General features: G+C 71.7%; 17 protein-coding genes and 1 pseudogene. 5 read left to right on the top strand and 13 right to left on the bottom strand.

Features of this window, described 5'->3' with window-relative positions:
- Positions 1 to 182: 182 nt before the first annotated feature.
- Positions 183 to 1547 carry an aspartate aminotransferase family protein gene (locus IH50_RS0124100; protein ID WP_030866048.1) on the bottom strand — a complete coding sequence of 455 codons (1365 nt, stop codon included), beginning with the start codon at positions 1545 to 1547 and terminating at the stop codon, positions 183 to 185.
- Positions 1548 to 1549: 2 nt separating this feature from the next.
- On the bottom strand, positions 1550 to 2068 hold the full coding sequence (locus IH50_RS0124095; RefSeq protein ID WP_030866046.1) for an Lrp/AsnC family transcriptional regulator: 519 nt from the start codon (positions 2066 to 2068) through the stop codon (positions 1550 to 1552).
- A gap of 206 nt (positions 2069 to 2274) precedes the next feature.
- Here IH50_RS0124095 and IH50_RS0124090 point away from each other — a divergent pair, with 206 nt between their 5' ends.
- Together IH50_RS0124090 and IH50_RS0124085 are read left to right on the top strand one after the other, a co-directional pair.
- Complete coding sequence (locus IH50_RS0124090; protein WP_030866041.1) at positions 2275 to 3714, top strand: gamma-aminobutyraldehyde dehydrogenase; 1440 nt, start codon at positions 2275 to 2277, stop codon at positions 3712 to 3714.
- 107 nt (positions 3715 to 3821) lie between these two features.
- Positions 3822 to 4343 carry a membrane protein gene (locus IH50_RS0124085; protein ID WP_030866037.1) on the top strand — a complete coding sequence of 174 codons (522 nt, stop codon included), beginning with the start codon at positions 3822 to 3824 and terminating at the stop codon, positions 4341 to 4343.
- Here IH50_RS0124085 and IH50_RS0124080 read toward each other — a convergent pair.
- The 3 genes from IH50_RS0124080 to IH50_RS0124065 form a co-directional block, all read right to left on the bottom strand.
- Positions 4336 to 5490 (bottom strand): serine hydrolase domain-containing protein, encoded by a 1155-nt coding sequence (locus IH50_RS0124080; RefSeq protein ID WP_030866033.1) that lies wholly within the window; start codon positions 5488 to 5490, stop codon positions 4336 to 4338. The genes IH50_RS0124085 and IH50_RS0124080 overlap by 8 nt on opposite strands.
- Positions 5491 to 5639: 149 nt before the next feature.
- Positions 5640 to 6350 (bottom strand): glycerophosphodiester phosphodiesterase, encoded by a 711-nt coding sequence (locus tag IH50_RS0124070; protein ID WP_037872812.1) that lies wholly within the window; start codon positions 6348 to 6350, stop codon positions 5640 to 5642.
- A gap of 20 nt (positions 6351 to 6370) precedes the next feature.
- Positions 6371 to 7432: an adenosine deaminase gene (locus tag IH50_RS0124065; RefSeq protein WP_030866026.1), complete on the bottom strand. Its 1062-nt coding sequence runs from the start codon at positions 7430 to 7432 to the stop codon at positions 6371 to 6373.
- A 169-nt stretch (positions 7433 to 7601) separates the two neighbouring features.
- On the opposite strand from IH50_RS0124065, the gene IH50_RS0124060 reads away from it, so the two are divergent.
- On the top strand, positions 7602 to 8318 hold the full coding sequence (locus tag IH50_RS0124060) for a DUF4190 domain-containing protein (protein WP_030866023.1): 717 nt from the start codon (positions 7602 to 7604) through the stop codon (positions 8316 to 8318).
- Positions 8319 to 8393: 75 nt separating this feature from the next.
- On the opposite strand, the gene IH50_RS0124055 is transcribed toward IH50_RS0124060, so the two are convergent.
- The 3 genes from IH50_RS0124055 to IH50_RS0124045 all read right to left on the bottom strand — a co-directional run bounded on the left by IH50_RS0124055 (position 8394) and on the right by IH50_RS0124045 (position 13784).
- A complete protein-coding gene (locus tag IH50_RS0124055) occupies positions 8394 to 9839 on the bottom strand; it encodes an aldehyde dehydrogenase family protein (RefSeq protein ID WP_030866021.1) in 1446 nt (481 codons plus the stop codon).
- Positions 9840 to 9979: 140 nt separating this feature from the next.
- Positions 9980 to 11533 carry a PucR family transcriptional regulator gene (locus IH50_RS0124050; RefSeq protein ID WP_030866018.1) on the bottom strand — a complete coding sequence of 518 codons (1554 nt, stop codon included), beginning with the start codon at positions 11531 to 11533 and terminating at the stop codon, positions 9980 to 9982.
- 127 nt (positions 11534 to 11660) lie between these two features.
- Complete coding sequence (locus IH50_RS0124045) at positions 11661 to 13784, bottom strand: hypothetical protein (protein WP_030866015.1); 2124 nt, start codon at positions 13782 to 13784, stop codon at positions 11661 to 11663.
- A 307-nt stretch (positions 13785 to 14091) separates the two neighbouring features.
- Between IH50_RS0124045 and gabT the strand changes: the two genes are divergently transcribed.
- Positions 14092 to 15426 carry a 4-aminobutyrate--2-oxoglutarate transaminase gene (gabT, locus tag IH50_RS0124040; RefSeq protein WP_030866013.1) on the top strand — a complete coding sequence of 445 codons (1335 nt, stop codon included), beginning with the start codon at positions 14092 to 14094 and terminating at the stop codon, positions 15424 to 15426.
- 431 nt (positions 15427 to 15857) lie between these two features.
- Complete coding sequence (locus IH50_RS0124035; RefSeq protein WP_030866010.1) at positions 15858 to 16496, top strand: phosphatase PAP2 family protein; 639 nt, start codon at positions 15858 to 15860, stop codon at positions 16494 to 16496.
- Here IH50_RS0124035 and IH50_RS0124030 read toward each other — a convergent pair.
- The 5 genes and pseudogenes from IH50_RS0124030 to IH50_RS0124015 form a co-directional block, all read right to left on the bottom strand.
- Positions 16435 to 18249 carry a chitinase gene (locus tag IH50_RS0124030; protein WP_030866007.1) on the bottom strand — a complete coding sequence of 605 codons (1815 nt, stop codon included), beginning with the start codon at positions 18247 to 18249 and terminating at the stop codon, positions 16435 to 16437. The two genes, IH50_RS0124035 and IH50_RS0124030, sit on opposite strands and share 62 nt — an antisense overlap.
- Before the next feature lie 88 nt (positions 18250 to 18337).
- Positions 18338 to 18529: pseudogene (locus tag IH50_RS42730) on the bottom strand (hypothetical protein); the annotation flags it as partial.
- A 9-nt stretch (positions 18530 to 18538) separates the two neighbouring features.
- On the bottom strand, positions 18539 to 19339 hold the full coding sequence (locus tag IH50_RS0124025) for an ABC transporter permease (RefSeq protein WP_030866005.1): 801 nt from the start codon (positions 19337 to 19339) through the stop codon (positions 18539 to 18541).
- Positions 19340 to 20266 (bottom strand): ABC transporter permease, encoded by a 927-nt coding sequence (locus IH50_RS0124020; protein WP_030866003.1) that lies wholly within the window; start codon positions 20264 to 20266, stop codon positions 19340 to 19342.
- Positions 20263 to 21441: an ABC transporter ATP-binding protein gene (locus IH50_RS0124015; protein ID WP_030866000.1), complete on the bottom strand. Its 1179-nt coding sequence runs from the start codon at positions 21439 to 21441 to the stop codon at positions 20263 to 20265. The genes IH50_RS0124020 and IH50_RS0124015 overlap by 4 nt, the downstream gene beginning before the upstream one ends.
- Between the last annotated feature and the right edge of the window lie 3 nt (positions 21442 to 21444).

The following is a 21444-nucleotide window of genomic DNA, read 5'->3' as shown; positions in this document are numbered from 1 at the left end:
ACGGAGCAGCGTGAGCCAGGAAGTCCCGTCGTCCAGCGAGGGGGCGGAGTCAATGGGCACGCTAGGCAGGCCATGGCACGAGGCCGGACAACAACACGGCCCCGTGCCGTCCATTCTCACTCGAACGGGCGGCACGGGGCTGGTGTTGATCATCCAGAAGGAAGATCGGAACCTCCAACGGCCTACAGCTTGGTCCAGGCCTCCGAGAGGGTCGCGCGCAGGATCTGCTCGATCTCGTCGAAGGTCTCCTGGTTCGAGATCAGCGGCGGGGCGAGCTGGACGACCGGGTCGCCGCGGTCGTCGGCCCGGCAGTACAGGCCGTTCTCGAAGAGCTTCTTCGACAGGAAGCCGTAGAGCACGCGCTCGGTCTCGTCGGCGTCGAAGGACTCCTTGGTGTTCTTGTCCTTGACCAGTTCGATGCCGTAGAAGAAGCCGTTGCCGCGGACGTCGCCGACGATCGGCAGGTCGTGCAGCTTCTCCAGGGTGGCGCGGAAGGCGCCCTCGTTGTCGAGCACGTGCTGGTTGAGGCCCTCGCGCTCGAACAGGTCGAGGTTGGCGACGCCGACCGCCGCGGAGACGGGGTGGCCGCCGAAGGTGTAGCCGTGCAGGAAGGTGTTGTCGCCCCGGTAGAACGGCTCGGCGAGCCGGTCGGAGACGATGCACGCGCCGATGGGGGAGTAGCCCGAGGTCATGCCCTTGGCGCAGGTGATCATGTCCGGCACGTAGCCGAACTTGTCGCAGGCGAAGGTCGTGCCGAGCCGGCCGAAGGCGCAGATGACCTCGTCGGAGACGAGCAGCACGTCGTACCGGTCGCAGATCTCGCGCACCCGCTGGAAGTAGCCGGGCGGGGGCGGGAAGCAGCCGCCCGCGTTCTGCACCGGCTCCAGGAAGACGGCGGCCACCGTGTCCGGGCCCTCGAAGAGGATCTGCTGCTCGATCTGGTCGGCGGCCCAGCGGCCGAACGCCTCCGGGTCGTCGCCGTGGACCGGCGCCCGGTAGATGTTGGTGTTGGGCACCTTGTGCGCGCCCGGGACGAGCGGCTCGAACGGCGCCTTCAGGGCCGGCAGTCCGGTGATGGACAGGGCGCCCTGCGGGGTGCCGTGGTAGGCCACCGCGCGGGATATGACCTTGTACTTGGTCGGCTTGCCGGTGAGCTTGAAGTACTGCTTGGCGAGCTTCCAGGCGGTCTCCACCGCCTCGCCGCCGCCGGTGGTGAAGAAGACCTTGTTGAGGTCGCCCGGCGCCTCGTGCGCGAGCCGCTCCGCCAGCTCCACGGCCTTGGGGTGGGCGTAGGACCACACCGGGAAGAAGGCCAGCTCCTGGGCCTGCTTGGAGGCGGTCTCCGCGAGCTCCTGACGGCCGTGGCCCGCCTGCACCACGAACAGGCCCGCGAGGCCGTCGAGGTAGCGCTTGCCCTTGTCGTCGTAGATGTGGGTGCCCTCGCCCCGGACGATGGTGGGGACGGGGGAGTTCTCGTACGAGGACATGCGGGTGAAGTGCATCCACAGGTGGTCGTACGCGGACTTGCTGAGGTCGTCGGTGCTCACGGTTATCGGGTTCCCCACATGTAGGTCTGCTTCTTGAGCTTGAGGTAGACGAAACTCTCGGTGGAGCGCACTCCGGGGACGGCCCGGATGCGCCGGTTGATGACCTCCAGGAGGTGGTCGTCGTCCTCGCAGACGATCTCGACCATGAGGTCGAAGGAGCCCGCGGTCATCACCACGTACTCGCACTCGTCCATGGCGGTCAGCGCGTCGGCCACGGACTCCACGTCACCCTCGACGTTGACCCCGACCATCGCCTGGCGGCGGAAGCCCACGGTGAGCGGGTCCGTGACGGCGACGATCTGCATCACGCCCTGGTCCAGCAGCTTCTGCACCCGCTGGCGCACGGCCGCCTCCGACAGGCCCACGGCCTTGCCGATGGCGGCGTACGGCCGGCGGCCGTCCTCCTGGAGCTGCTCGATGATGGCGAGGGAGACGGCGTCCAACTGGGGACCGCCGCCGTTCTTGGACTCGCGGGAGTCCCTCGGGTCTGCGCTTCGACTGGCCACGGTGCCACTGTGCACGACGTATCGACAGTTCTGCAAGGCTCGATCGATGAATTTCGTTGTCTGAGGCGTCTCGGCTTGCGGATTTCGCAGGAGTGGAGCGGGTGGGGGTGTTGAAAACGACAGCCGTCGGTCTAGGGTGGGTGTCTCAGAGGCTGGACACTCGACATTCTCGACACCCCAGACACCTCGGACACCCACAAGGAACACCAGGAGGGCCTGCAGTGAGCACCGAGCTGCGTCGTCTGCGCAACTACATCGGCGGTGAGTTCCGGGACGCCGCCGACGGACGGACCACCGAGGTGGTCAACCCCGCGACGGGCGAGGCGTACGCGACCGCTCCGCTGTCCGGGCAGGCGGATGTGGACGCCGCGATGGCGGCCGCCGCCGAGGCGTTCCCCGGCTGGCGCGACACCACCCCGGCCGAGCGCCAGAAGGCCCTGCTGAAGATCGCGGACGCCGTCGAGGAGCGCGCCGAGGAACTCATCGCCGCCGAGGTGGAGAACACGGGCAAGCCCACGGGGCTGACCCGCACCGAGGAGATCCCGCCGATGGTGGACCAGATCCGCTTCTTCGCGGGCGCGGCGCGGATGCTGGAGGGCAAGGGCGCCGGCGAGTACATGGAGGGACTGACCTCCTTCGTGCGCCGTGAGCCGATCGGCGTCTGCGCGCAGGTCGCCCCCTGGAACTACCCGATGATGATGGCCGTGTGGAAGTTCGCCCCGGCGATCGCCGCGGGCAACACCGTCGTCCTGAAGCCCTCGGACACCACCCCGGCCTCCACGGTCCTGCTCGCCGAGATCCTCGGCTCGATCCTTCCCAAGGGCGTCTTCAACGTCGTCTGCGGCGACCGCGACACCGGCCGCCTCATGGTCGAGCACCCCACCCCGGCGATGGCGTCCATCACCGGTTCGGTGCGTGCCGGCATGTCGGTCGCCGAGTCCGCCTCCAAGGACCTCAAGCGGGTCCATCTGGAGCTGGGCGGCAAGGCCCCGGTCGTCGTCTTCGAGGACACCGACATCGCCAAGGCCGTCGAGGACATCTCCGTCGCGGGCTTCTTCAACGCCGGCCAGGACTGCACGGCCGCCACGCGCGTGCTCGTCCACGAGTCCATCCACGACGAGTTCGTCACCGCGCTCGCCAAGGCCGCCGCCGACACGAAGACCGGCATGCCGGACGACGAGGACGTGCTCTTCGGCCCGCTCAACAACCCCCACCAGCTGGGGCAGGTCGAGGGCTTCATCGAGCGGCTGCCGGCGCACGCGCGCGTGGTCGCCGGCGGCAAGCGCGTCGGCGACAAGGGCTTCTTCTACGCCCCGACCGTCGTCTCCGGCCTGAACCAGGACGACGAGATCGTCCAGAAGGAGGTCTTCGGGCCGGTCATCACCGTCCAGTCGTTCACCGACGAGGACCAGGCCGTCGCGTACGCCAACGGCGTCGAGTACGCGCTGGCCTCCTCGGTGTGGACCAAGGACCACTCCCGCGCGATGCGGATGTCCAAGAAGCTCGACTTCGGCTGCGTGTGGATCAACACCCACATCCCGCTGGTCGCGGAGATGCCGCACGGCGGCTTCAAGAAGTCCGGCTACGGCAAGGACCTCTCGGCGTACGGCTTCGACGACTACACGCGCGTCAAGCACGTGATGACGTCGCTCGACGGCTAGGCGCCGAAGCCTCGGCCCCGGACGGTGCGCCACCGTCCGGGGCCGAGGTGTTCCCAGGGGCGGACCCCATTTTTGAACATGTTCAACTCTCGGCGTACGCTGCTGCCATGAGCGACAGAGCCGCCCTGCTCAAGGGCATCCGCGCCTGGCTGGCCTTCTTCGTCGTCTGCCTGGTGCTCAGCGGCGCCACGGCCTTCCCGCTGGTGCACGAACTGCGCTGGACCGAGGACGTGCTGCGTTCACTGGGCGCTCCGGAGCACCTTCCCGGCCTCATGGAGTGGATCGAGCGCGTACGGGACGGCCTCGACGCCGCCGACGCCGAGTACCCCTTCCTCCTCTACGGCACCGACTGGCTCGCCTTCGCCCACCTCGTGATCGCCGTCGCCTTCTACGGCCCCTACCGCGACCCGCTCCGCAACATCTGGGTGATCGAGTTCGGCATGATCGCCTGCGCCGGCATCATCCCGCTCGCGCTGATCTGCGGACCGGTCCGCGGCATCCCCTTCTGGTGGAGCGTCATCGACATGGCCTTCGGGGTGTTCGGCGTGATCCCGCTGTACGCCGTACGCCGTAGGGTCAAGCAACTGGAGGCGCTCACGCCGGACCCGGCACCCGCCCTCGCTACCTGAGGGCGGCCGCCTTGATGCGCTCGGCGACCGGGTTCGCCGTCGTGTCCTTCGCATCGGTGTCGGAGAGCGAGTACACGAGGGTGAAGCTCAGGTCCTCGGTCGCGGCGAGCATCGTGCTGTAGCCGGGGCGGGCCCCGCTCTTGCCCCAGTAGACCGTGCCCCCCAGCTCCAGGCGGGTCAGGCCCGCGCTGTAGGCGGCGCCCTCGATGTCCGCCGGGACCGTGAACATCTCCCGCAACTGCGGTTCGGGCACGATCTGTCCGCGGAAGAGGGCCGTGACCAGCCGCTCCAGGTCGGCGGTGGTCGAGATCATGTCCCCGGCCGCCCAGCGGTCGGCCACGTTCCACTCGGTGACGTCGACCAGCCGGCTCGTCCCGTCCGGCCGTTCGACTCGCTGGTAACCATGGTTGTGGGGTCCCCGGATACGCGGGTCGGTGCCGGGGAAGTACGTGTGCTGCATCCCGGCGGGACGCAGTACGAGCCGGGTCACCTCGGAGGCGTACGAGTGCCTGGTCACCTTCTCGATCAGCAGGCCGAGGATCGTGTAGTTGATGTTGAGGTACTGCTGCTCGTCACCGGCGGTGAACGCCGGGCCCTGCGCGACCGCCGACTTCACGACCCGCCACGGGGTGAGCGTGTCGTAGCGGTGTGCGTACTGCTCCTCGAAGGTGTCCCCCCAACTGACGCCCGGCTTGATGCCGCTGGTGTGGTTCAGCAGATTCCGCACGGTGACGGGCTTCTCGAACTCGGGGCCGAGCAGGCCGGGGAGATAGCGCTCGATCGACGCGTCGAGGTCGACCTCGCCCTCGGCCGCGAGCCGGAGGACGGCGGCGGCCGTCACCACCTTGGTCGTCGAGCCGGCCCTGAACCGCGCGTCCGGGTCGGCCGCCCGGCCGCTCGCCAGGTCCCGCACCCCCGAACTGCCCTGCCAGGAACCCTCGGTACCGCCCAGCCGGACGAGCGCGGCGGTCGCGTCTTGGTCGGGCAGCCCTTCGATCGCCTCGCACAGCGCCTGGTGGGACGGTGCGGTGGTGCACACGGGCGCCCGCGGGGCGGGGGAGGCGAACGCGGGCGCGGCGAGCGGGCCCGCGCCCAGGGCGAGGACGAGGGAGGCGGCGAGCAGGGTGGTACGGCGGCGGACGTGCATCGGCTGCTCCTCGGGGGAGTTCGGCGGAAGGACGTGATCATCCTCCGGCCGTGCGGGCCGCCTCGGGATCGTCGTCAGGGAGGGCGCCCGCCCTGGTGCACCCCCGACCAACTCCCCTGTGTGTACAAGGGAGTTGTCAGGGGTTGCCCCTAAGGTGCCTGCCGCCCCGGCCGGTTCCCGGCCGCACGCAGCGCGCACAGGACGTCGACGCGGTTGGTGGTGATCGAGTCGACGCCCAGGTCCAGCAGACGGCGCATGGAGCGGCGGGTGTCCGGGGTCCAGACGGAGAGCAGGTAGCCGGCCCGGTGGACACGGTCCGCGAGAGCGCGGTCGACCAGGCTGAAGCGGTAGTTCAGCCAGCGCGGCCGGATCGCCTCCAGCAGACCGGCGCGGGCCGGCGCCAGCGTCGTACGCGTGAGCGCGATCTCGGCGGACGGGTCCGCCGCCCGCACGGCGAGCATGGCGGGGGCGCCCGCGCAGTAATAAACGCGGTCCTGCGCGTCCCGCTCCCGTACGGCGTCCACGACCCGGCGCACCGCGCGGACGCCGGGTTCGCCGGGCAGGTCGATCATCACCCGGCCGCCGTCCGTCGCCGCCAGCGCGTCGGAGAGCGTGGGCACCCCGCCGTCCGTGACCCCGCGCACCTCCTCCCATGACAGCGACGACAGCGGACGGTCGTGTCCCCAGAGCCGCTTCAGCGTGCCGTCGTGGAGCAGCACCGGGACACCGTCCCGGGTGAGGCGTACGTCGACCTCCACCGCGTCCGCGCCCCGGTGGAGCGCGGACCGCAGCGAGGCGAGGGTGTTCTCGCGGACGCGGTAGGGGTCGCCGCGGTGGGCCACGGCGGTCACGTTCTGCATGGCGGGACCTTCGCGGGTGGTCAGGAGGCGAGCCAGGACGAGGTGTAGGCGTCGATCTCGGCGGCCAGCCGCGCCTTGCCGGCCGGGTCCATGAACGACGCCTCGACCGCGTTCTTCGCCAGGCCGGCCAGTCCCCGCTCGTCGAGCTCCAGCAGCCGCGCGGCGACCGCGTACTCGTTGTTCAGGTCGGTGCCGAACATCGGCGGGTCGTCGGAGTTGACCGTGACCAGGACACCGGCCCGCGTGAACTCCTTGATGGGGTGCTCGTCGAGGTCGGCCACCGCGCGGGTGGCGATGTTGGAGGTGGGGCACACCTCCAGCGGGATGCGCCGCTCCGCCAGGTGCTGGAGCAGCTTCGGGTCGCGGGCGGAGCTGGTCCCGTGCCCGATGCGCTCCGCACCCAGCTCGCCCAGCGCGTCCCACACGGTCTCCGGGCCCGTGGTCTCGCCCGCGTGCGGCACGGAGTGCAGTCCGGCGGCGATCGCGCGGTCGAAGTACGGCTTGAACTGCGGCCGGGGCACGCCGATCTCCGGCCCGCCGAGACCGAAGGAGACCAGGCCCTCCGGGCGCAGCCGGTCATCGGTGGCGAGCCGCGTGGTCTCCTCGGCGGACTCGAGACCGGCCTCGCCGGGGATGTCGAAGCACCAGCGCAGCACGGTCCCGAGCTCGGCCTCGGCCGCCTTGCGGGCGTCCTCGATCGCGTCCATGAAGGCACGCTCGTCGATGCCGCGCCGGGTGGAGGAGAACGGGGTGATGGTCAGCTCGGCGTACCGCACCTGCTGCCGGGCCAGTTCACGGGCCACCTCGTAGGTCAGCAGCCGTACGTCCTCGGGGGTGCGGATCAGGTCGACGACGGACAGGTACACCTCGATGAAGTGGGCGAAGTCCGTGAAGGTGAAGTAGTCGGCCAGGGCCTCGGGGTCGGTGGGGACCTTGGAGTCGGGGTGGCGGGCGGCCAGCTCCGAGACGATGCGGGGGGAGGCGGATCCGACGTGGTGCACGTGCAGTTCGGCCTTGGGCAGCCCGGCGATGAAGGCGCGCAGATCGCGCGGGACGCGCGGCTCGACGAGACGGTCGGTCAAGGTTCCTCCCCGGAACGGCGCCCCCGGGCCGCACGGGCGGCGGGACGCGGATGATCGGCTGATCGGTGACTCGGGGTCATCGTAGGCGGTCGCCGAAGGGGGTGCGGGGCGGCACGGGGCGGCGGAGCCGTAGCATGGCCGGACGATCGAGGCCGAGGGGGAACTCCAGATGACGGACGCGACGCAGCCGGGCGGGGACACGGGCGCCGACGACCCCTGGGCGCCCCCGGAGGGCAGGCCCTCACTGGACAAGGACCGCACGTCCGGCGCCGGCCGGCCGCCGCAGCCACCGGCCACGCCGACCGTCGCCGACGGGCTGTCCGCGCCGCAGCCGCCGTCCGTGCACAACCAGCCCACCATCGCCGGGATGCCGGGTGCCGGCTACGTCCCGCCCGCCGGCGCCACGCCCCCGGGCGGCGCCACGCCCTTCGACACCCAGGGCTCCGCGCTGCCCCCGCCGCCCGTCGCGCCCACCGGCCCCGGCGCACCCGGCGGCTACGGATACCCCGGCTACCCGCCGGGCTACGGCTGGCCCGGCATGCCGGGCCAGCGGCAGAACGGCATGGGCGTCGCGGCCATGGTGCTCGGCATCCTGGCCTGCTGCCTGTTCTGCTTCTACGGCGTGGTCTCCGTCGTCCTCGGCGTCCTCGCCATCGTCTTCGGCATCAAGGGCCGCAAGAAGGCCGAACAGGGCCTCGCCGACAACCACGGGCAGGCCCAGGCCGGCCTGATCACGGGCATCATCGGCCTCGTCCTCGGCATCGCCGTGATCGTCCTGATAGCCATCGGCGTCGTGGCCGCCATCAACAGCGAGGAGGACAGCTGGGAGGACGAGGACTACTACGGCGCCCACCGCCCGGCCGTCACCGCTCCCGCCTTCCGCTGACCGCACCGGTCGCCGAGGACCGACGGCCCGAGCCCCCGCACAGCGGGCTCGGGCCGTCGGCCTTTCGCGGGTGGGTCAGAGCGCGAGGCCCGTCAGGACCATCACCCGCTCGTAGGTGTAGTCGTCCATCGCGAACCGCACGCCCTCACGGCCCACACCGGACTGCTTGGCACCGCCGTACGGCATCTGGTCGGCGCGGTAGGAGGGCACGTCACCGATGACCACACCGCCGACCTCCAGGGCCCGGTGGGCCCGGAAGGCGGTCTGCAGGTCGTGTGTGAACACGCCCGCCTGGAGGCCGTACTTGGAGTCGTTGACGGCCGCGAAGGCCGCCGCCTCGCCGTCCGCCTTCTGCACGGTCAGCACCGGCCCGAAGACCTCCTCACGGGAGATCGTCGCGTCGGCCGGTACGTCGGCGAGCACGGTCGGCGCGTAGGAGGCGCCGTCGCGCTTGCCGCCGGTGAGGAGGGTGGCGCCCGCGGCGACGGCCTCGTCGACCCAGGCCTCCACGCGCTGCGCGGCGGCCTCGCTGACCAGCGGGCCGACGTCGGTGGCGTCGTCGTTCGGGTCGCCGGTGACCTGCGCCTCGACGGCGGCGACGATGCGCGGCAGCAGCCGGTCGTACACGGAGGCGTCGGCGATCACGCGCTGCACCGAGATGCAGGACTGGCCGCCCTGGTAGTTGGAGAAGGTCGCGATGCGCTGCGCGGCCCGGTCCAGGTCCTCGTCGCGTCCGAAGTCGGCGAGGACGACGGCCGCGCCGTTGCCGCCCAGCTCCAGGGTGCAGTGCTTGCGCGGCACCGAGTCCATGATCGCGTAACCGACCGTCTCGGAGCCGGTGAAGGAGATCACCGGGAGGCGCTCGTCCTGGACCAGGGCGGGCATGCGGTCGTTGGGGACCGGGAGGATGCTCCAGGAACCGGCGGGCAGCTCGGTCTCGGCGAGCAGCTCACCGAGGATCAGGCCGGAGAGGGGCGTGGCGGGGGCCGGCTTGAGGATGATCGGCGCGCCCGCGGCGATCGCGGGGGCGATCTTGTGGGCGCACAGGTTCAGCGGGAAGTTGAACGGCGCGATGCCGAGGACGACGCCCTTGGGGAAGCGGCGGGTGAAGGCGAGCCGGCCCTGGCCGCCGGCGTCGGTGTCCAGGCGCTGGGCCTCGCCGCCGTTGAAGCGGCGGGCCTCCTCGGCGGCGAAACGGAACACGGAGACCGCGCGGCCGACCTCTCCGCGGGCCCACTTGACCGGCTTGCCGTTCTCGGCGGAGATCAGATGGGCGATCTCCTCGGTGCGCTCGGCGAGGCGGCGGCTGACGTGGTCGAGGGCGGCGGCGCGGACGTGGGCGGGGGTGGCGGCGAAGTCCTCGCGGACGGCGTGGGCGGCGGAGACGGCCTCTTCGACCTGGGCGTCGGTGGGGACGCTCACCGTGCCGACGGTGCGGCCGTCCCAGGGGGAGGTGACGTCGAAGGCGGTCTCGCCGGTGGCCTGGCGGCCGGCGAGCCAGAAGGCGGTGGTGGAAGTCATGTGCGGGTTCCGGCCCTTCCGTGGTGGGGGTGTGCGGGTGGGTTGCCGGTTCCACGGTAGGGCGGGGGGAAGGGGGCGGAGTTTGGCCGAGTCGTAGTGGTGGGGGTGTGGGGGTTCTACGGTTTGGCGGGGTGGGGGCGCTACTCCGTCGTCGTCGCCTTCAGGGACAGCCACAGCTCCATGCGGGTGTCCGGGTCGTCCAGGGAGCGGCCCAGGATCTCCTCGACCCGGCGCATGCGGTAGCGGAGGGTGTGGCGGTGGACGCCCAGGTCGGCCGCCGCCGCGTCCCACTGGCCGTGGCGGGAGAGCCAGGCGCGCAGCGAGGCGACGAGGTCGCCGCGGCCCGTCGCGTCGTGTTCGCGCAGGGCGCGCAGCAGCCCGTCGGCGAACGCCCTGACCGCGTCGTCGGCGAGCAGCGGCAGCACCGAGCCGGCGGCCATGTGCTCGTGCTCCACCAGCACCCTCCCCCGCCGCCGCGCCACCGAAAGAGCCTGCTCGGCCTGCTTGTAGGCGGTGGACGCGGCGATCGGGCCGGCCGGTGCGGACAGTCCGACGACCAGTTCGTCGTCGGCCTTGCGGGCCGCCTCCCGCGCGGCGGCGTGGTCGCAGCAGGCGGCCACGGCGGCGCCGCCGTCGCAGGCCAGTATCACCAGCCGGTTTCCCTCCGGTACGGCCAGGACCACCTCCCCGGAGCGGGCGGCGGCGGCCTCCGCGGCCTCGGCGAGGGCTCCGAGGGCGTCCCCGTTCGTCTCGCCCCCGGCGGCCACGATGATCCGGAAGGGCGCGTCGAGAAGGCCGCCGTACAGGTCGCCGGCGACCGCGCGGGCGTGGTCCGGCTCCCCGGCGAGCAGCATGCGCAGGACGGCGGCGCCGATGCGCTGCTCGGCGGCGTGCAGGGAGCGGGAGCGTTCCGTGATCAGGGTGAGCAGGGCGATGGCGGAGTGGACGGCGTACCGCTCGGCGGTGCCGAGGGCGGCGGCCGTACCGACGGCGAGCGCCGCGCGGGGGCGCCGGCCGGTGCCGAGGGAGTGCAGTTCGACCCGGTCCTCGTTCTCCGGGCCGGCCACGACCGAGGAGGCGGGCGCGGGCCGCTCCCGCAGCCGGGTCACGTCCGGGGTGAGCCGCGCGGCGCGCCGGCCCGCCCACTCCGGTGCCGCGGCCACGACGGCGCCCGAGGCGTCGTACAGCGCGGCCCACCCGTCGACCTGCGCGGCGAGCGCGGCCAGCAGCCCCTCCGGGCCCTCCGTCAGAGCCTGTCTCGTCAGTTCCCGCTGGGCCGCGAAGCCCGCGGTCACCGCGCGGTACTGGTCGGCGGCGATGGCGGCGGACACGGCCTTGCTGATCGCGAGGAAGGGGGTGCGGCGCGGCACCTCGAGGAGCGGCAGGCCCTCCTCCCGCGCGGCGTCGACGAGGGCGTCGGGGATGTCCTCGTAGTGGACGCCGACGGCGAATCCGAGGCCCACGACTCCCGCCCCGACCAGCCGCCGCACATAGCGGCGCATCGCCTCCCGGTCCTCCGCGTCGAGTTTCAGCGCGGTGATCAGCAGGAGTTCCCCGCCCTCCATGTAGGGCACGGGGTCGGCGAGCTCACTGGCGTGCGCCCAGCGGACCGGCGCGTCGAGGCGGTCCCCGCCCGCGCGCACGGTCAGCTTGAGCGCGGAGTGGTGGACGAGCGAGGCGAGCGTCGGGGGCATGGGTGCCGTGAGCCTTCGGGTCTGCGTCGGGTGGGTGAGAACTCGGTGATCTTTTGGCCGCCGCGTATGAACGGCCTGTGTCGATTCTGCCTCACTGTACGGTCCCCGGCCGCCCCGATCGGCCGGCTCACTCCCGCAGGTCCACCAGCAGCGGCGGCGCGTGCTCGCCCTTGACGTCGGTCAGCGACAGCACCGCGTGGCCCGCCGGTACGGCATGCGCCAGCTCCGACGCCGACCACCGCTCCCGCTCGACCTGCCGCACGGTGACCGCCCGCGCGGTCGGCGCCTTGCCCGTGATCGCCCGCCGCAGGGCGTGAGCCGCCTTGCCCGCAGGGCTCTCCGCGATGATCTGCCGGTCGGTGACGTCCCGGGCCTCGGTCCACTCCTTGCCCCACACCTCGGCGAAGTCCTGCCCGTCCCACGGGGTGACACCGGACAGTGCCATCCTGCACCCGGTGGCCCCGAGCAGCGGCCCGCGCAGCGGCCTCGGTACGTCGTCCAGGGTGCGCAGCGTCAGCACCGCGCCCGCGTTGGCGGACCGCAGCCGCTGGATGCCCCGCACGGCCTCGGGGGTGACCACGCCGGCCGCGTCGTCCAGCACCAGACAGGCGAACAGGGAGCGGTCCTCGCGCACCGTCACGCTCGCCGTGAACTGGGCGAGGACCAGCCGCGCCAGCATCCGCGAGGCGTCCGCGTGCCCGCGCTGGGGCAGGTCGACGCGTACCCGCACCGGGTGGTCCAGCGCCTTGAGCGAGAACGGCCGGGACTGACCGGAGGTGTCGAAGAACCCCGCGAAGGCCGGCCGGTCCAGCAACGCCACCCGGTCGGCGAGGGTGCCGCCGACATCGCCCGGATGGGCCATCTGCCGCTCCCGCGCGTCGAGTTCACGCAGCAGCGACTCCTGGCCGGCGGCCTGGAGCCCGCTGCGCAGGGCGGCCAGCGGGCCGGGGGCGCCGTCGAGGAGCTGCCGCAGCTCGGGGACGGACGGGAAGCGGCCGTGCACCGCGCGGAACGGGCCCAGGAGCTGGGCGAGGACGGTGGTGGAGCGGCGGCTGTCGCTGCCCGGGTGCGGATCCGCCAGGTCTCCCACCAGCGCCTCGGCGAGTACGGCCGCGGCCTCGTCGGGGTCCGTGGTGCCGCCGTACAGGTCGAGGTCGTAGACCGACTCGGGATTGCCGATCCGCACGACGACGTCGTACGCGTCGCTGTCGCCGAGCCCCGCGCCCGCCGCGCCGACCACGACCACGGCGGCCTTCCCGGCCAGCGCGTGCAGGCACAGCGACTCGGCGAGCGGCCGGACGACACCGCCGGTCTTGCCGGAACCGGCCGGTCCGACGGCGAGGAGCGAGGTGCCGAGGAGTTCCGGACCGAGGGCCAGGCCGGTGCCGCGGTAGGCGTAGGGGTTGCGGGGGTCGTCGGCGGTGGTGCCGATCCGTACCTGCCCGGTGAGCAGGTCGTGGCGGGCCTGCCGGGCGGGCAGGTCGCGCGCGCCGGAGGGATGCGGGCAGGCGGCCGCTCCGTCCGCGAGCACGGCTCCGGTGAAGGCGGCGAGGCTGTGCCGGCCGTTGCGCACGCCCTGCCAGGCGCGGGCGATACGGGCCTGGTCGACGTCCCGCATCAGCCCGGCGCGGGCGTCGGCGGCCAGCCGCTCGGCGGCGTCCGTGGCGCCGGCGGCGCGGAGGGCGGGCCAGGCGGCGGGGTCGGCCTCGGGGGTGGGCGGGCGCTGGTCCCGCACGGGGTCACGGCGCCAGGCGGGCGGGCCGTAGCGGCGCCAGATCTCGCTCCAGCGGCCGAGACGGCCCACGCCGACCATGATGATCCCGGCGATCAGCACGTAGTAGGCGTAGACGACCACGACGGCGCCGAAGCTGTGGGGCTCCGCCCAGGAGTCGGGGATCATCGCGTAGAGCGGCAGCAGCCACCAGCCGCCGAGGTAGCCGTTCCACAGCAGCGACCAGATGAGCCAGCCGACGAGGAACGCGATCAGGGCTCCGCTGAGCAGCTGGCGTCCGGGGACACGCTCCGGTTCCTCCTCCGGGCGCGGCCGGTGGCCGAACCGCCATACGCCGGGGAGGGCCTCGGGGCGGGGGGCGCGGAGCCAGGCGAGGAACGCGGAACCGTCGGGCGGCGGGGGCACGCCCGGGGCCCTCGTGGGGCGCGGGGGCGCCGTCGGTACGTCCGGTGGGCCCGCCGGGCGCGGGACGGGGTGCGCATGCGTGCCCCGCGCGTCCTGGGTACCGTCGCTGTTCATCGCCCTTGCCCCCTGAGCTGCCGCTCCATCCGCCATCAGCGAGTCAATCTAACGCCCTGACAGGGCGAGTTCACTGTTTACGTGGCCGGGCACCGGGAGGGGGTGGTTCCACCGGGCCGCGCCCCGGGGCCCCACTCAGGCCCGTGAGGACCGAAGGAGGCACGACTGCCCTCGGCCGGCGTATGTCCATCGCGGACAACCGGGAACCCCCGACAACGCCCACATGGAGCATGCCCAGCCCCCTCCAGCGGCCCTAGCCTGCGAGAAAAGAAGGAAAAGCGTCCGAAACACCCCCCAGGAGCCCCGCATGACCGCACTTCCGCAGGAGCGCCGCGTCGTCACCGCCATCCCCGGCCCGAAGTCGCAGGAGCTGCAGGCCCGCCGCACCGCCGCGGTCGCGCAGGGCGTGGGCTCCGTACTGCCCGTGTTCACCACCCGCGCGGGCGGCGGCATCATCGAGGACGTCGACGGCAACCGGCTGATCGACTTCGGTTCCGGCATCGCCGTGACCTCCGTCGGCGCCTCCGCCGAGGCCGTCGTCCGCCGCGCCTCCGCCCAGCTCGCCGACTTCACCCACACCTGCTTCATGGTCACGCCGTACGAGGGCTACGTGGCCGTCGCCGAGGCGCTCGCCGAGCTGACGCCGGGCGACCACGCCAAGAAGTCCGCGCTGTTCAACAGCGGGGCCGAGGCCGTCGAGAACGCCGTCAAGATCGCGCGTGCGTACACCAAGCGGCAGGCGGTCGTCGTCTTCGACCACGGCTACCACGGCCGTACGAACCTCACCATGGCGCTGACCGCGAAGAACATGCCGTACAAGCACGGCTTCGGCCCGTTCGCGCCCGAGGTGTACCGCGTCCCGGTCGCCTACGGCTACCGCTGGCCGACCGGCCCGGAGAACGCGGGCCCGGAGGCCGCCGCGCAGGCCATCGACCAGATCACCAAGCAGGTCGGCGCCGAGAACGTGGCCGCGGTCATCATCGAGCCGGTGCTCGGCGAGGGCGGCTTCATCGAGCCGGCCAAGGGCTTCCTGCCCGCGATCAGCGAGTTCGCCCGGGACAACGGCATCGTCTTCGTCGCCGACGAGATCCAGTCCGGCTTCTGCCGCACCGGCCAGTGGTTCGCCTGCGAGGACGAGGGCATCGTCCCGGACCTGATCACCACCGCGAAGGGCATCGCCGGCGGTCTGCCGCTCGCCGCCGTCACCGGCCGCGCCGAGATCATGGACGCCGCGCACTCCGGCGGCCTGGGCGGCACCTACGGCGGCAACCCGGTCGCCTGCGCGGGCGCGCTCGGCGCCATCGAGACGATGAAGGAGCTCGACCTCAACGCCAGGGCGAAGAACATCGAGGCGATCATGAAGTCCCGCCTCACCGCCATGGCCGAGAAGTTCGACGTCATCGGCGACGTCCGCGGCCGGGGCGCGATGATCGCCATCGAGCTGGTCAAGGACCGCGCCACCAAGGAGCCGAACCCCGAGGCGACGGCCGCGCTGGCCAAGGCCTGCCACCAGGAGGGCCTGCTGGTCCTGACCTGTGGCACCTACGGCAACGTGCTGCGCTTCCTGCCCCCGCTGGTCATCGGCGAGGACCTGCTGAACGAGGGCCTCGACATCATCGAGCAGGCGTTCGCGCGCATCTGAGCCGGCATCGGGGCAGGTGAGACGCCTGCCCCGGGCCGCCGGGACCCACGAGCGGCAGAGCGTGTGAAGAACGTGTGCGAGGTGGATGACAGGAGCCCGTCGGCCCTGTCGCGGGGCCACCCCCTGCCGTAGGTTTCTCCACGGATGAGAGATACACCCCGCCCGCAGGGGACTGTGGGCGGTTTCAGGCCGAGGCCTCCCCAGCTTCGACCTGGTCGTGCCCTCGCGCACACAACCGGGGCCCGAGGGCCTCGGGTCTCCTCATGATCGGACGGTCGCCCGCCCCACACCCCCCGGGGCGCGCGACGTTCCGGTCCGGACGGCCGTCCGGGCACCTCATACGGCAAGCCGTTCCAGAAGGGCCAGTGCATACCCCCCCTTTGCACTGGCCCTTCGGCACGCACCGGGCCCCACCTGCGAAGCTGTGCACCATGCTGCTGCTGGGACCGCCCGTTCTCCTCTTCGCGCTGATCACCTGGCAGGTCGTCGCCGACGGCCCACTGGTGGGCCTCGACGAGCGGCTGAGCCGGGAGCTGGTCCACCCGGACCGGGCCTCCGAACTGCTCGCCGACCTCGGCAACGCCCAGGTCGCCCTCCCCGTCCTGGTGATCGCACTGGCGTACGCCGCCTGGCGCGGGCGTGCCACAGGTATGGACCGCTGGTGGCTGCCGCCCGCCGCCGGGGCCCTGGCGATGGTGCTGGTGCCGGCGCTGGTCGCCCCCCTCAAGGAATGGACCGACCGCCCCGGCACCCCGGCCGTGCCCCCGGCGGCCGGCTACTACCCCTCCGGACACACGGCCACCGCCGTCGTGGCGTACGGCGTGGCGACGCTGCTGCTCCTGCCGCTGCTGCGGTCGCCGGCGGTCCGGCGCGTGCTGGTCGCGGCCTGCGCCGTCCTGGTCGCCGGCGTCTCGTTCGGGCTGGTGCGCCGGGGCTACCACTGGCCGCTGGACGTGGCGGCCAGCTGGTGCCTCGGCGCGGTACTGCTGATCTCCCTCCGGCTGTCGCTCAGCCGAAGTAGCCGTCGAACGTCCGCTGGAACTCCCAGCCGCCGAACCGGTCCCAGTTGATCGACCAGGTCATCAGCCCGCGCAGTCCGGGCCACGTTCCGTGGGTCGCGTAACCGCCGCAGTTCGTGCGCTTCGTCAGGCAGTCGAGGGTCTTGGTGACCTCGGCCGGGGACACGTGCCCGTTGCCGGCGTTGGTGGTGGCCGGCATGCCGATGGCGACCTGGTCGGCGCGCAGCGGCGGGAAGACGTTGTTCGCGTCACCCGCCACCGGGAAGCCGGTGAGCAGCATGTCCGTCATCGCGATGTGGAAGTCGGCGCCGCCCATCGAGTGGTACTGGTTGTCCAGTCCCATGATCGGCCCGGAGTTGTAGTCCTGGACGTGCAGCAGCGTCAGGTCGTCGCGCAGGGCGTGGATGACCGGGAGGTACGCGCCCGCCCGCGGGTCCTGGCCGCCCCACTTGCCGGTGCCGTAGTACTGGTAGCCGAGCTGGACGAAGAAGGTCTCCGGGGCCATGGTCAGCACGAAGTCGTCGCCGTACTTGGCCTTCAGGGTCTTCAGCGCCGAGATCAGGTTGACGATCACCGGGGTCTTCGGGTTCCTGAAGTCCGTGTCGTCGGCGTTCAGGGAGAGGGAGTGGCCCTCGAAGTCGATGTCCAGGCCGTCGAGTCCGTACTCGTCGATGATCTTCGAGACGGAGGAGACGAACATGTCGCGGGCGGCGGTGCTGGTGAGCTGCACCTGGCCGTTCTGCCCGCCGATGGAGATCAGCACCTTCTTCCCGGCCGCCTGCTTGGCCTTGACGGCCGCCTTGAACTCGGCGTCGCTCTCCACACCGGGGCACTCCGCAGCCGGGCAGCGCTCGAAGCGGATGTCGCCCGAGGTGACCGAGGTCGGCTCGCCGAAGGCCAGGTCGATGACGTCCCAGCTGTCGGGGACGTCGGCGAGGCGGGTGTAGCCGGAACCGTTGGCGAAGCTCGCGTGGAGGTAGCCGACCAGGGCGTGGGCCGGGAGGCCGGAGTCGCCGCCGCCGGAGTCGGGGGTGCTCGTGGTCGCGGTGACGGTGGCCGAACGGGCCGACTCACCCGCGTCGTTCACGGCCGCGACCTGGAAGGCGTACGCCGTCGAGGGCGACAGCCCGGTGACGGTGGCCGACGTCCCGCTCACCGTCCGCACCTTGGTGCCGTCGCGGTAGACCGCGTAGCCGGTGGCGCCGGACACGGGTGACCAGGACAGGGCCACGCTGGTGGAGGTGACGGTGCCGGCCCGCAGACCGGTGGGCGGGGCGGGCGGCTGCCCGGTCTCGCCGCCGGGACCGATCAGGGTGATGTCGTCGGCGTGATAGGCGCCGGTGCCGTACCAGCCGTGGGTGTAGATGGTGACGCGGGTGGTGGAGGGGCCGGTGCGGAAGGTGGTGGTGAGCCGCTGCCAGCCGGGGGCGGACTGGGTCCAGGTGGAGACGTCGGTGGTGCCGGTGCCGCTCGCGCCCAGATAGACGTAGCTGCCCTGGACGTGACCGGAGAGCGTGTACGAGGAGTCCGGTTTCACGGTGACGGTCTGCGCGCAGCGGGCGTTGTCGGCGCCCGACGGGGTCGCCTTCAGTGCCGAAACGCCACTGTGCACAGGCGAGTTCACCGTCGTGCCGGCCGTACAGCTCCAGCCGTCGAGGCCGGACTCGAAGCCGCCGTTCCTGGCGAGGTCCGCGTCGGCCGCGCGGGCGGCCGACGACAGCGCGGTCATACCGGTGGCGGCGAGGGCGGTGGCGGTGAGCAGCGCCACGAGGGGCCGGCGCGCGAGAGGTCTGGAGCGGTCCACAAGGGCCTCCGGGCAGGGGGGAATGGGAGGGCGGAGCGCGCTCAATTTGGTCCAGACCAATTCGGTTGTCAAGCCCCCGCGCGGCTCGGCTGTCGAAGCCGAGGCCCAGCCGGTCCGTCGTCCGCAGCCGCGGATCGCGCCGCCCGGCCCGCGCGTCCGCCGGCGGGTCCGGCATCACCTCGGCCCCGAAGCGGGTGGCGTCGACGCCGAGCCCGGTACGGCCCGCCGCGTACGCCACCTTCGACGGCTCATGGCGCCAGGGGCCATGATGTCGACTCCCCGCGGTGCTTCATGCCTTCTGCCGGTTGCGGCGTTTTCCGATGACCATCGAGGCCAGTACCAGCAGGACGGCGAGGGCGAACATGGCCGTACCGATCACATTGATCTGCACGGGAGTTCCGCGTTGCGCGGAGCCCCATACGAACATCGGGAAGGTGACGGTCGAGCCGGCGTTGAAATTGGTGATGATGAAATCGTCGAAGGAGAGCGCGAAGGCGAGCAGCGCGCCCGCCGCGATGCCGGGGGCGGCGATCGGCAGGGTGACCCGGACGAACGTCTGGAACGGGCCGGCGTACAGGTCCTGTGCGGCCTGCTCCAGCCTCGGGTCCATCGACATCACGCGCGCCTTCACGGCGACCACGACGAAGCTGAGGCAGAACATGATGTGGGCGATCAGGATCGTCCAGAAGCCGAGCCGGGCACCCATGTTGAGGAACAGGGTGAGCAGCGAGGCAGCCATGACCACCTCGGGCATCGCCATCGGCAGGAAGATCAGCGAGTTCACCGCGGGGCGGGCGCGGAAGCGGTAGCGGACCAGCGCGAAGGCGATCATCGTGCCGAGCAGGGTGGCGCCGAGCGTCGCCCACAGGGCGAGCTGGAGGCTGAGCGACAGGGAGGCGCACAGTCCGGAGACGCCGCAGGGGTCCTTCCACGCCTCGGTGGAGAATTCCTGCCATGTGTAATTGAAGCGCCCCTTCGGACGATTGAAGGAGAACACGGTGACGACGACGTTCGGCAGGAGGAGATAGGCGAGGGTCAGCAGTCCCGCGATGACGACGAAATGGCGCTTGAGCCAGTTGACGAAGGTCATTTAAACCAGATCCTCCGTGCCGGACTTGCGGATGTAGAGCGTGACGACGACGAGGATCGCGGCCATCAGGAGGAACGAGAGTGCCGCGGCCGTCGGATAGTCGAGGATCCGCAGGAACTGCGACTGGATGACATTGCCGGCCATGCGGGTGTCGGTCGAGCCGAGCAGATCCGCGTTGATGTAGTCGCCGGACGCCGGGATGAAGGTCAGCAGCGTGCCGGAGACCACGCCCGGCATCGACAGCGGGAAGGTGACCCTGCGGAAGGTGGTCGACGGCCTGGCGTACAGGTCGTTCGCCGCCTCGTGCAGCCGGGGGTCGATGCGTTCCAGCGAGGTGTAGAGCGGCAGGATCATGAACGGCAGGAAGTTGTACGTCAGACCGCACACCACCGCGAGCGGGGTGGCGAGCACCCGGTCGCCGGCGGTCCAGCCGAGCCACGCCGTGACGTCCAGGACGTGCAGGGTGTTCAGGGCGTCGACCACCGGGCCGCCGTCGGCGAGGATCGTCTTCCAGGCGAGTGTGCGGATCAGGAAGCTGGTGAAGAACGGCGCGATCACCAGGATCATGATCAGGTTCCGCCAGCGTCCCGCGCGGAAGGCGATCAGATAGGCCAGCGGGTAGCCGAGCAGCAGGCACAGCACGGTCGCGGAGGCCGCGTAGAGCACCGAGCGCACGAACTGCGGCCAGTACTCGGACAGCGCGTCCCCGTAGGTGGCGAAGTGCCAGGTGACCCGGTAGCCCTCCTCCAGGGAGCCCGTCTGCACGGACGTGGAGGCCTGGTAGATCACCGGCAGCGCGAAGAACACGAACAGCCAGAGCAGACCGGGCAGCAGGAGCAGGTACGGCGTCCAGCGGCCCCGCCCGCGCGGTGGCTTCCGCTCCGGCGGGGCGGGCGCCAGGGGTGGCGCCTCGGTGACCGTCGTCATCGGGCGACCTCTTCCCCGGCCGTCCCGACGCCCGCGTCGATGTCCTGTGCCGCGTCCAGTCCGAAGGTGTGCGCCGGGTTCCAGTGCAGGACCACCTCGGCGCCGGGCACCAGCCGGGGATCGCGGTCGATGTTCTGGACGTAGACCTCGACGTCGGAGCAGACCGGGCTGTCGACGACGAACTGCGTGGACACGCCGATGAAACTGGAGGCGGCGATCCGCCCGGTGATCCGGTTGCGGCCCTCGGGTATCGCGCCGGCGTCGTCGGCGTGGGTGAGGGAGATCTTCTCCGGGCGCACCCCGACCAGCACCTTGCCGCCGGCCGTCGTGGGCGCGCTGGTGCGGGCACTGGGCAGGACGAGCTTGCCGCCGCCCGCCCTGAGGACGATCCCGTCGCCGGACGTCGCGTCGACCTCGGCCTCGATGAGGTTGGAGGTGCCGAGGAAGTTGGCGACGAACGTGGTGCGCGGGTTCTCGTACAGGTCGGTGGGCGAGCCGAGCTGCTCGACGCGGCCGGCGTTCATCACGGCGACCGTGTCGGCCATGGTCATGGCCTCCTCCTGGTCGTGCGTGACGTGCACGAAGGTGATGCCGACCTCGGTCTGGATGCGCTTGAGTTCGAGCTGCATCTGGCGGCGCAGCTTCAGGTCGAGGGCGCCCAGCGGCTCGTCGAGCAGCAGCACCTTGGGGTGGTTGATCAGCGCGCGGGCCACCGCGACGCGCTGCTGCTGGCCGCCGGAGAGCTGGTGCGGCTTCTTGCGGGCCTGCTCGCCGAGCTGCACCAGCTCCAGCATCTCCTCGACCTGCTTCCTCACGCTCTTGATGCCGCGCCGGCGCAGACCGAAGGCGACGTTCTCGAAGATGTCGAGGTGCGGGAAGAGGGCGTAGGACTGGAAGACCGTGTTCACCGGCCGCTTGTACGGCGGCAGCGCGGTGACGTCCTGGTCGCCGAGATGGACGGTGCCGCTCGTGGGCTCCTCCAGGCCGGCGATCATCCGCAGGGTGGTGGTCTTGCCGCAGCCGGACGCGCCGAGCAGGGCGAAGAAGGAGCCCTGCGGCACGGTCAGGTCGAGCGGGTGCACGGCGGTGAAGGAGCCGTACGTCTTGCCGATGCCGGTGAGGCGGACGTCCCCGCCGCCCTGGCCGGCCGTGGTGGTGTCTTCGGTCGTCTTCATCTC

The sequence above is a fragment of the Streptomyces sp. NRRL S-37 genome (genome assembly GCF_000721605.1).
In the GTDB taxonomy this organism is placed as follows: domain Bacteria; phylum Actinomycetota; class Actinomycetes; order Streptomycetales; family Streptomycetaceae; genus Streptomyces.
Note: the sequence above shows the minus strand (reverse complement) of the source record. Positions and strands in the feature narration are given on the sequence as shown.

What these genes read in the sequence shown, in the direction of transcription:
- IH50_RS0124085 (WP_030866037.1), top strand. Translation starts at nt 3,822, where the DNA reads ATGAGCGACAGAGCCGCCCTGCTCAAGGGCATCCGCGCCTGGCTGGCC.
- IH50_RS0124080 (WP_030866033.1), bottom strand. Translation starts at nt 5,490, where the DNA reads ATGCACGTCCGCCGCCGTACCACCCTGCTCGCCGCCTCCCTCGTCCTC.
- IH50_RS0124070 (WP_037872812.1), bottom strand. Translation starts at nt 6,350, where the DNA reads ATGCAGAACGTGACCGCCGTGGCCCACCGCGGCGACCCCTACCGCGTC.
- IH50_RS0124060 (WP_030866023.1), top strand. Translation starts at nt 7,602, where the DNA reads ATGACGGACGCGACGCAGCCGGGCGGGGACACGGGCGCCGACGACCCC.
- IH50_RS0124055 (WP_030866021.1), bottom strand. Translation starts at nt 9,839, where the DNA reads ATGACTTCCACCACCGCCTTCTGGCTCGCCGGCCGCCAGGCCACCGGC.
- IH50_RS0124050 (WP_030866018.1), bottom strand. Translation starts at nt 11,533, where the DNA reads ATGCCCCCGACGCTCGCCTCGCTCGTCCACCACTCCGCGCTCAAGCTG.
- IH50_RS0124045 (WP_030866015.1), bottom strand. Translation starts at nt 13,784, where the DNA reads ATGAACAGCGACGGTACCCAGGACGCGCGGGGCACGCATGCGCACCCC.
- gabT (WP_030866013.1), top strand. Translation starts at nt 14,092, where the DNA reads ATGACCGCACTTCCGCAGGAGCGCCGCGTCGTCACCGCCATCCCCGGC.
- IH50_RS0124035 (WP_030866010.1), top strand. Translation starts at nt 15,858, where the DNA reads ATGCTGCTGCTGGGACCGCCCGTTCTCCTCTTCGCGCTGATCACCTGG.
- IH50_RS0124025 (WP_030866005.1), bottom strand. Translation starts at nt 19,339, where the DNA reads ATGACCTTCGTCAACTGGCTCAAGCGCCATTTCGTCGTCATCGCGGGA.
- IH50_RS0124020 (WP_030866003.1), bottom strand. Translation starts at nt 20,266, where the DNA reads ATGACGACGGTCACCGAGGCGCCACCCCTGGCGCCCGCCCCGCCGGAG.
- IH50_RS0124015 (WP_030866000.1), bottom strand. Translation starts at nt 21,441, where the DNA reads ATGAAGACGACCGAAGACACCACCACGGCCGGCCAGGGCGGCGGGGAC.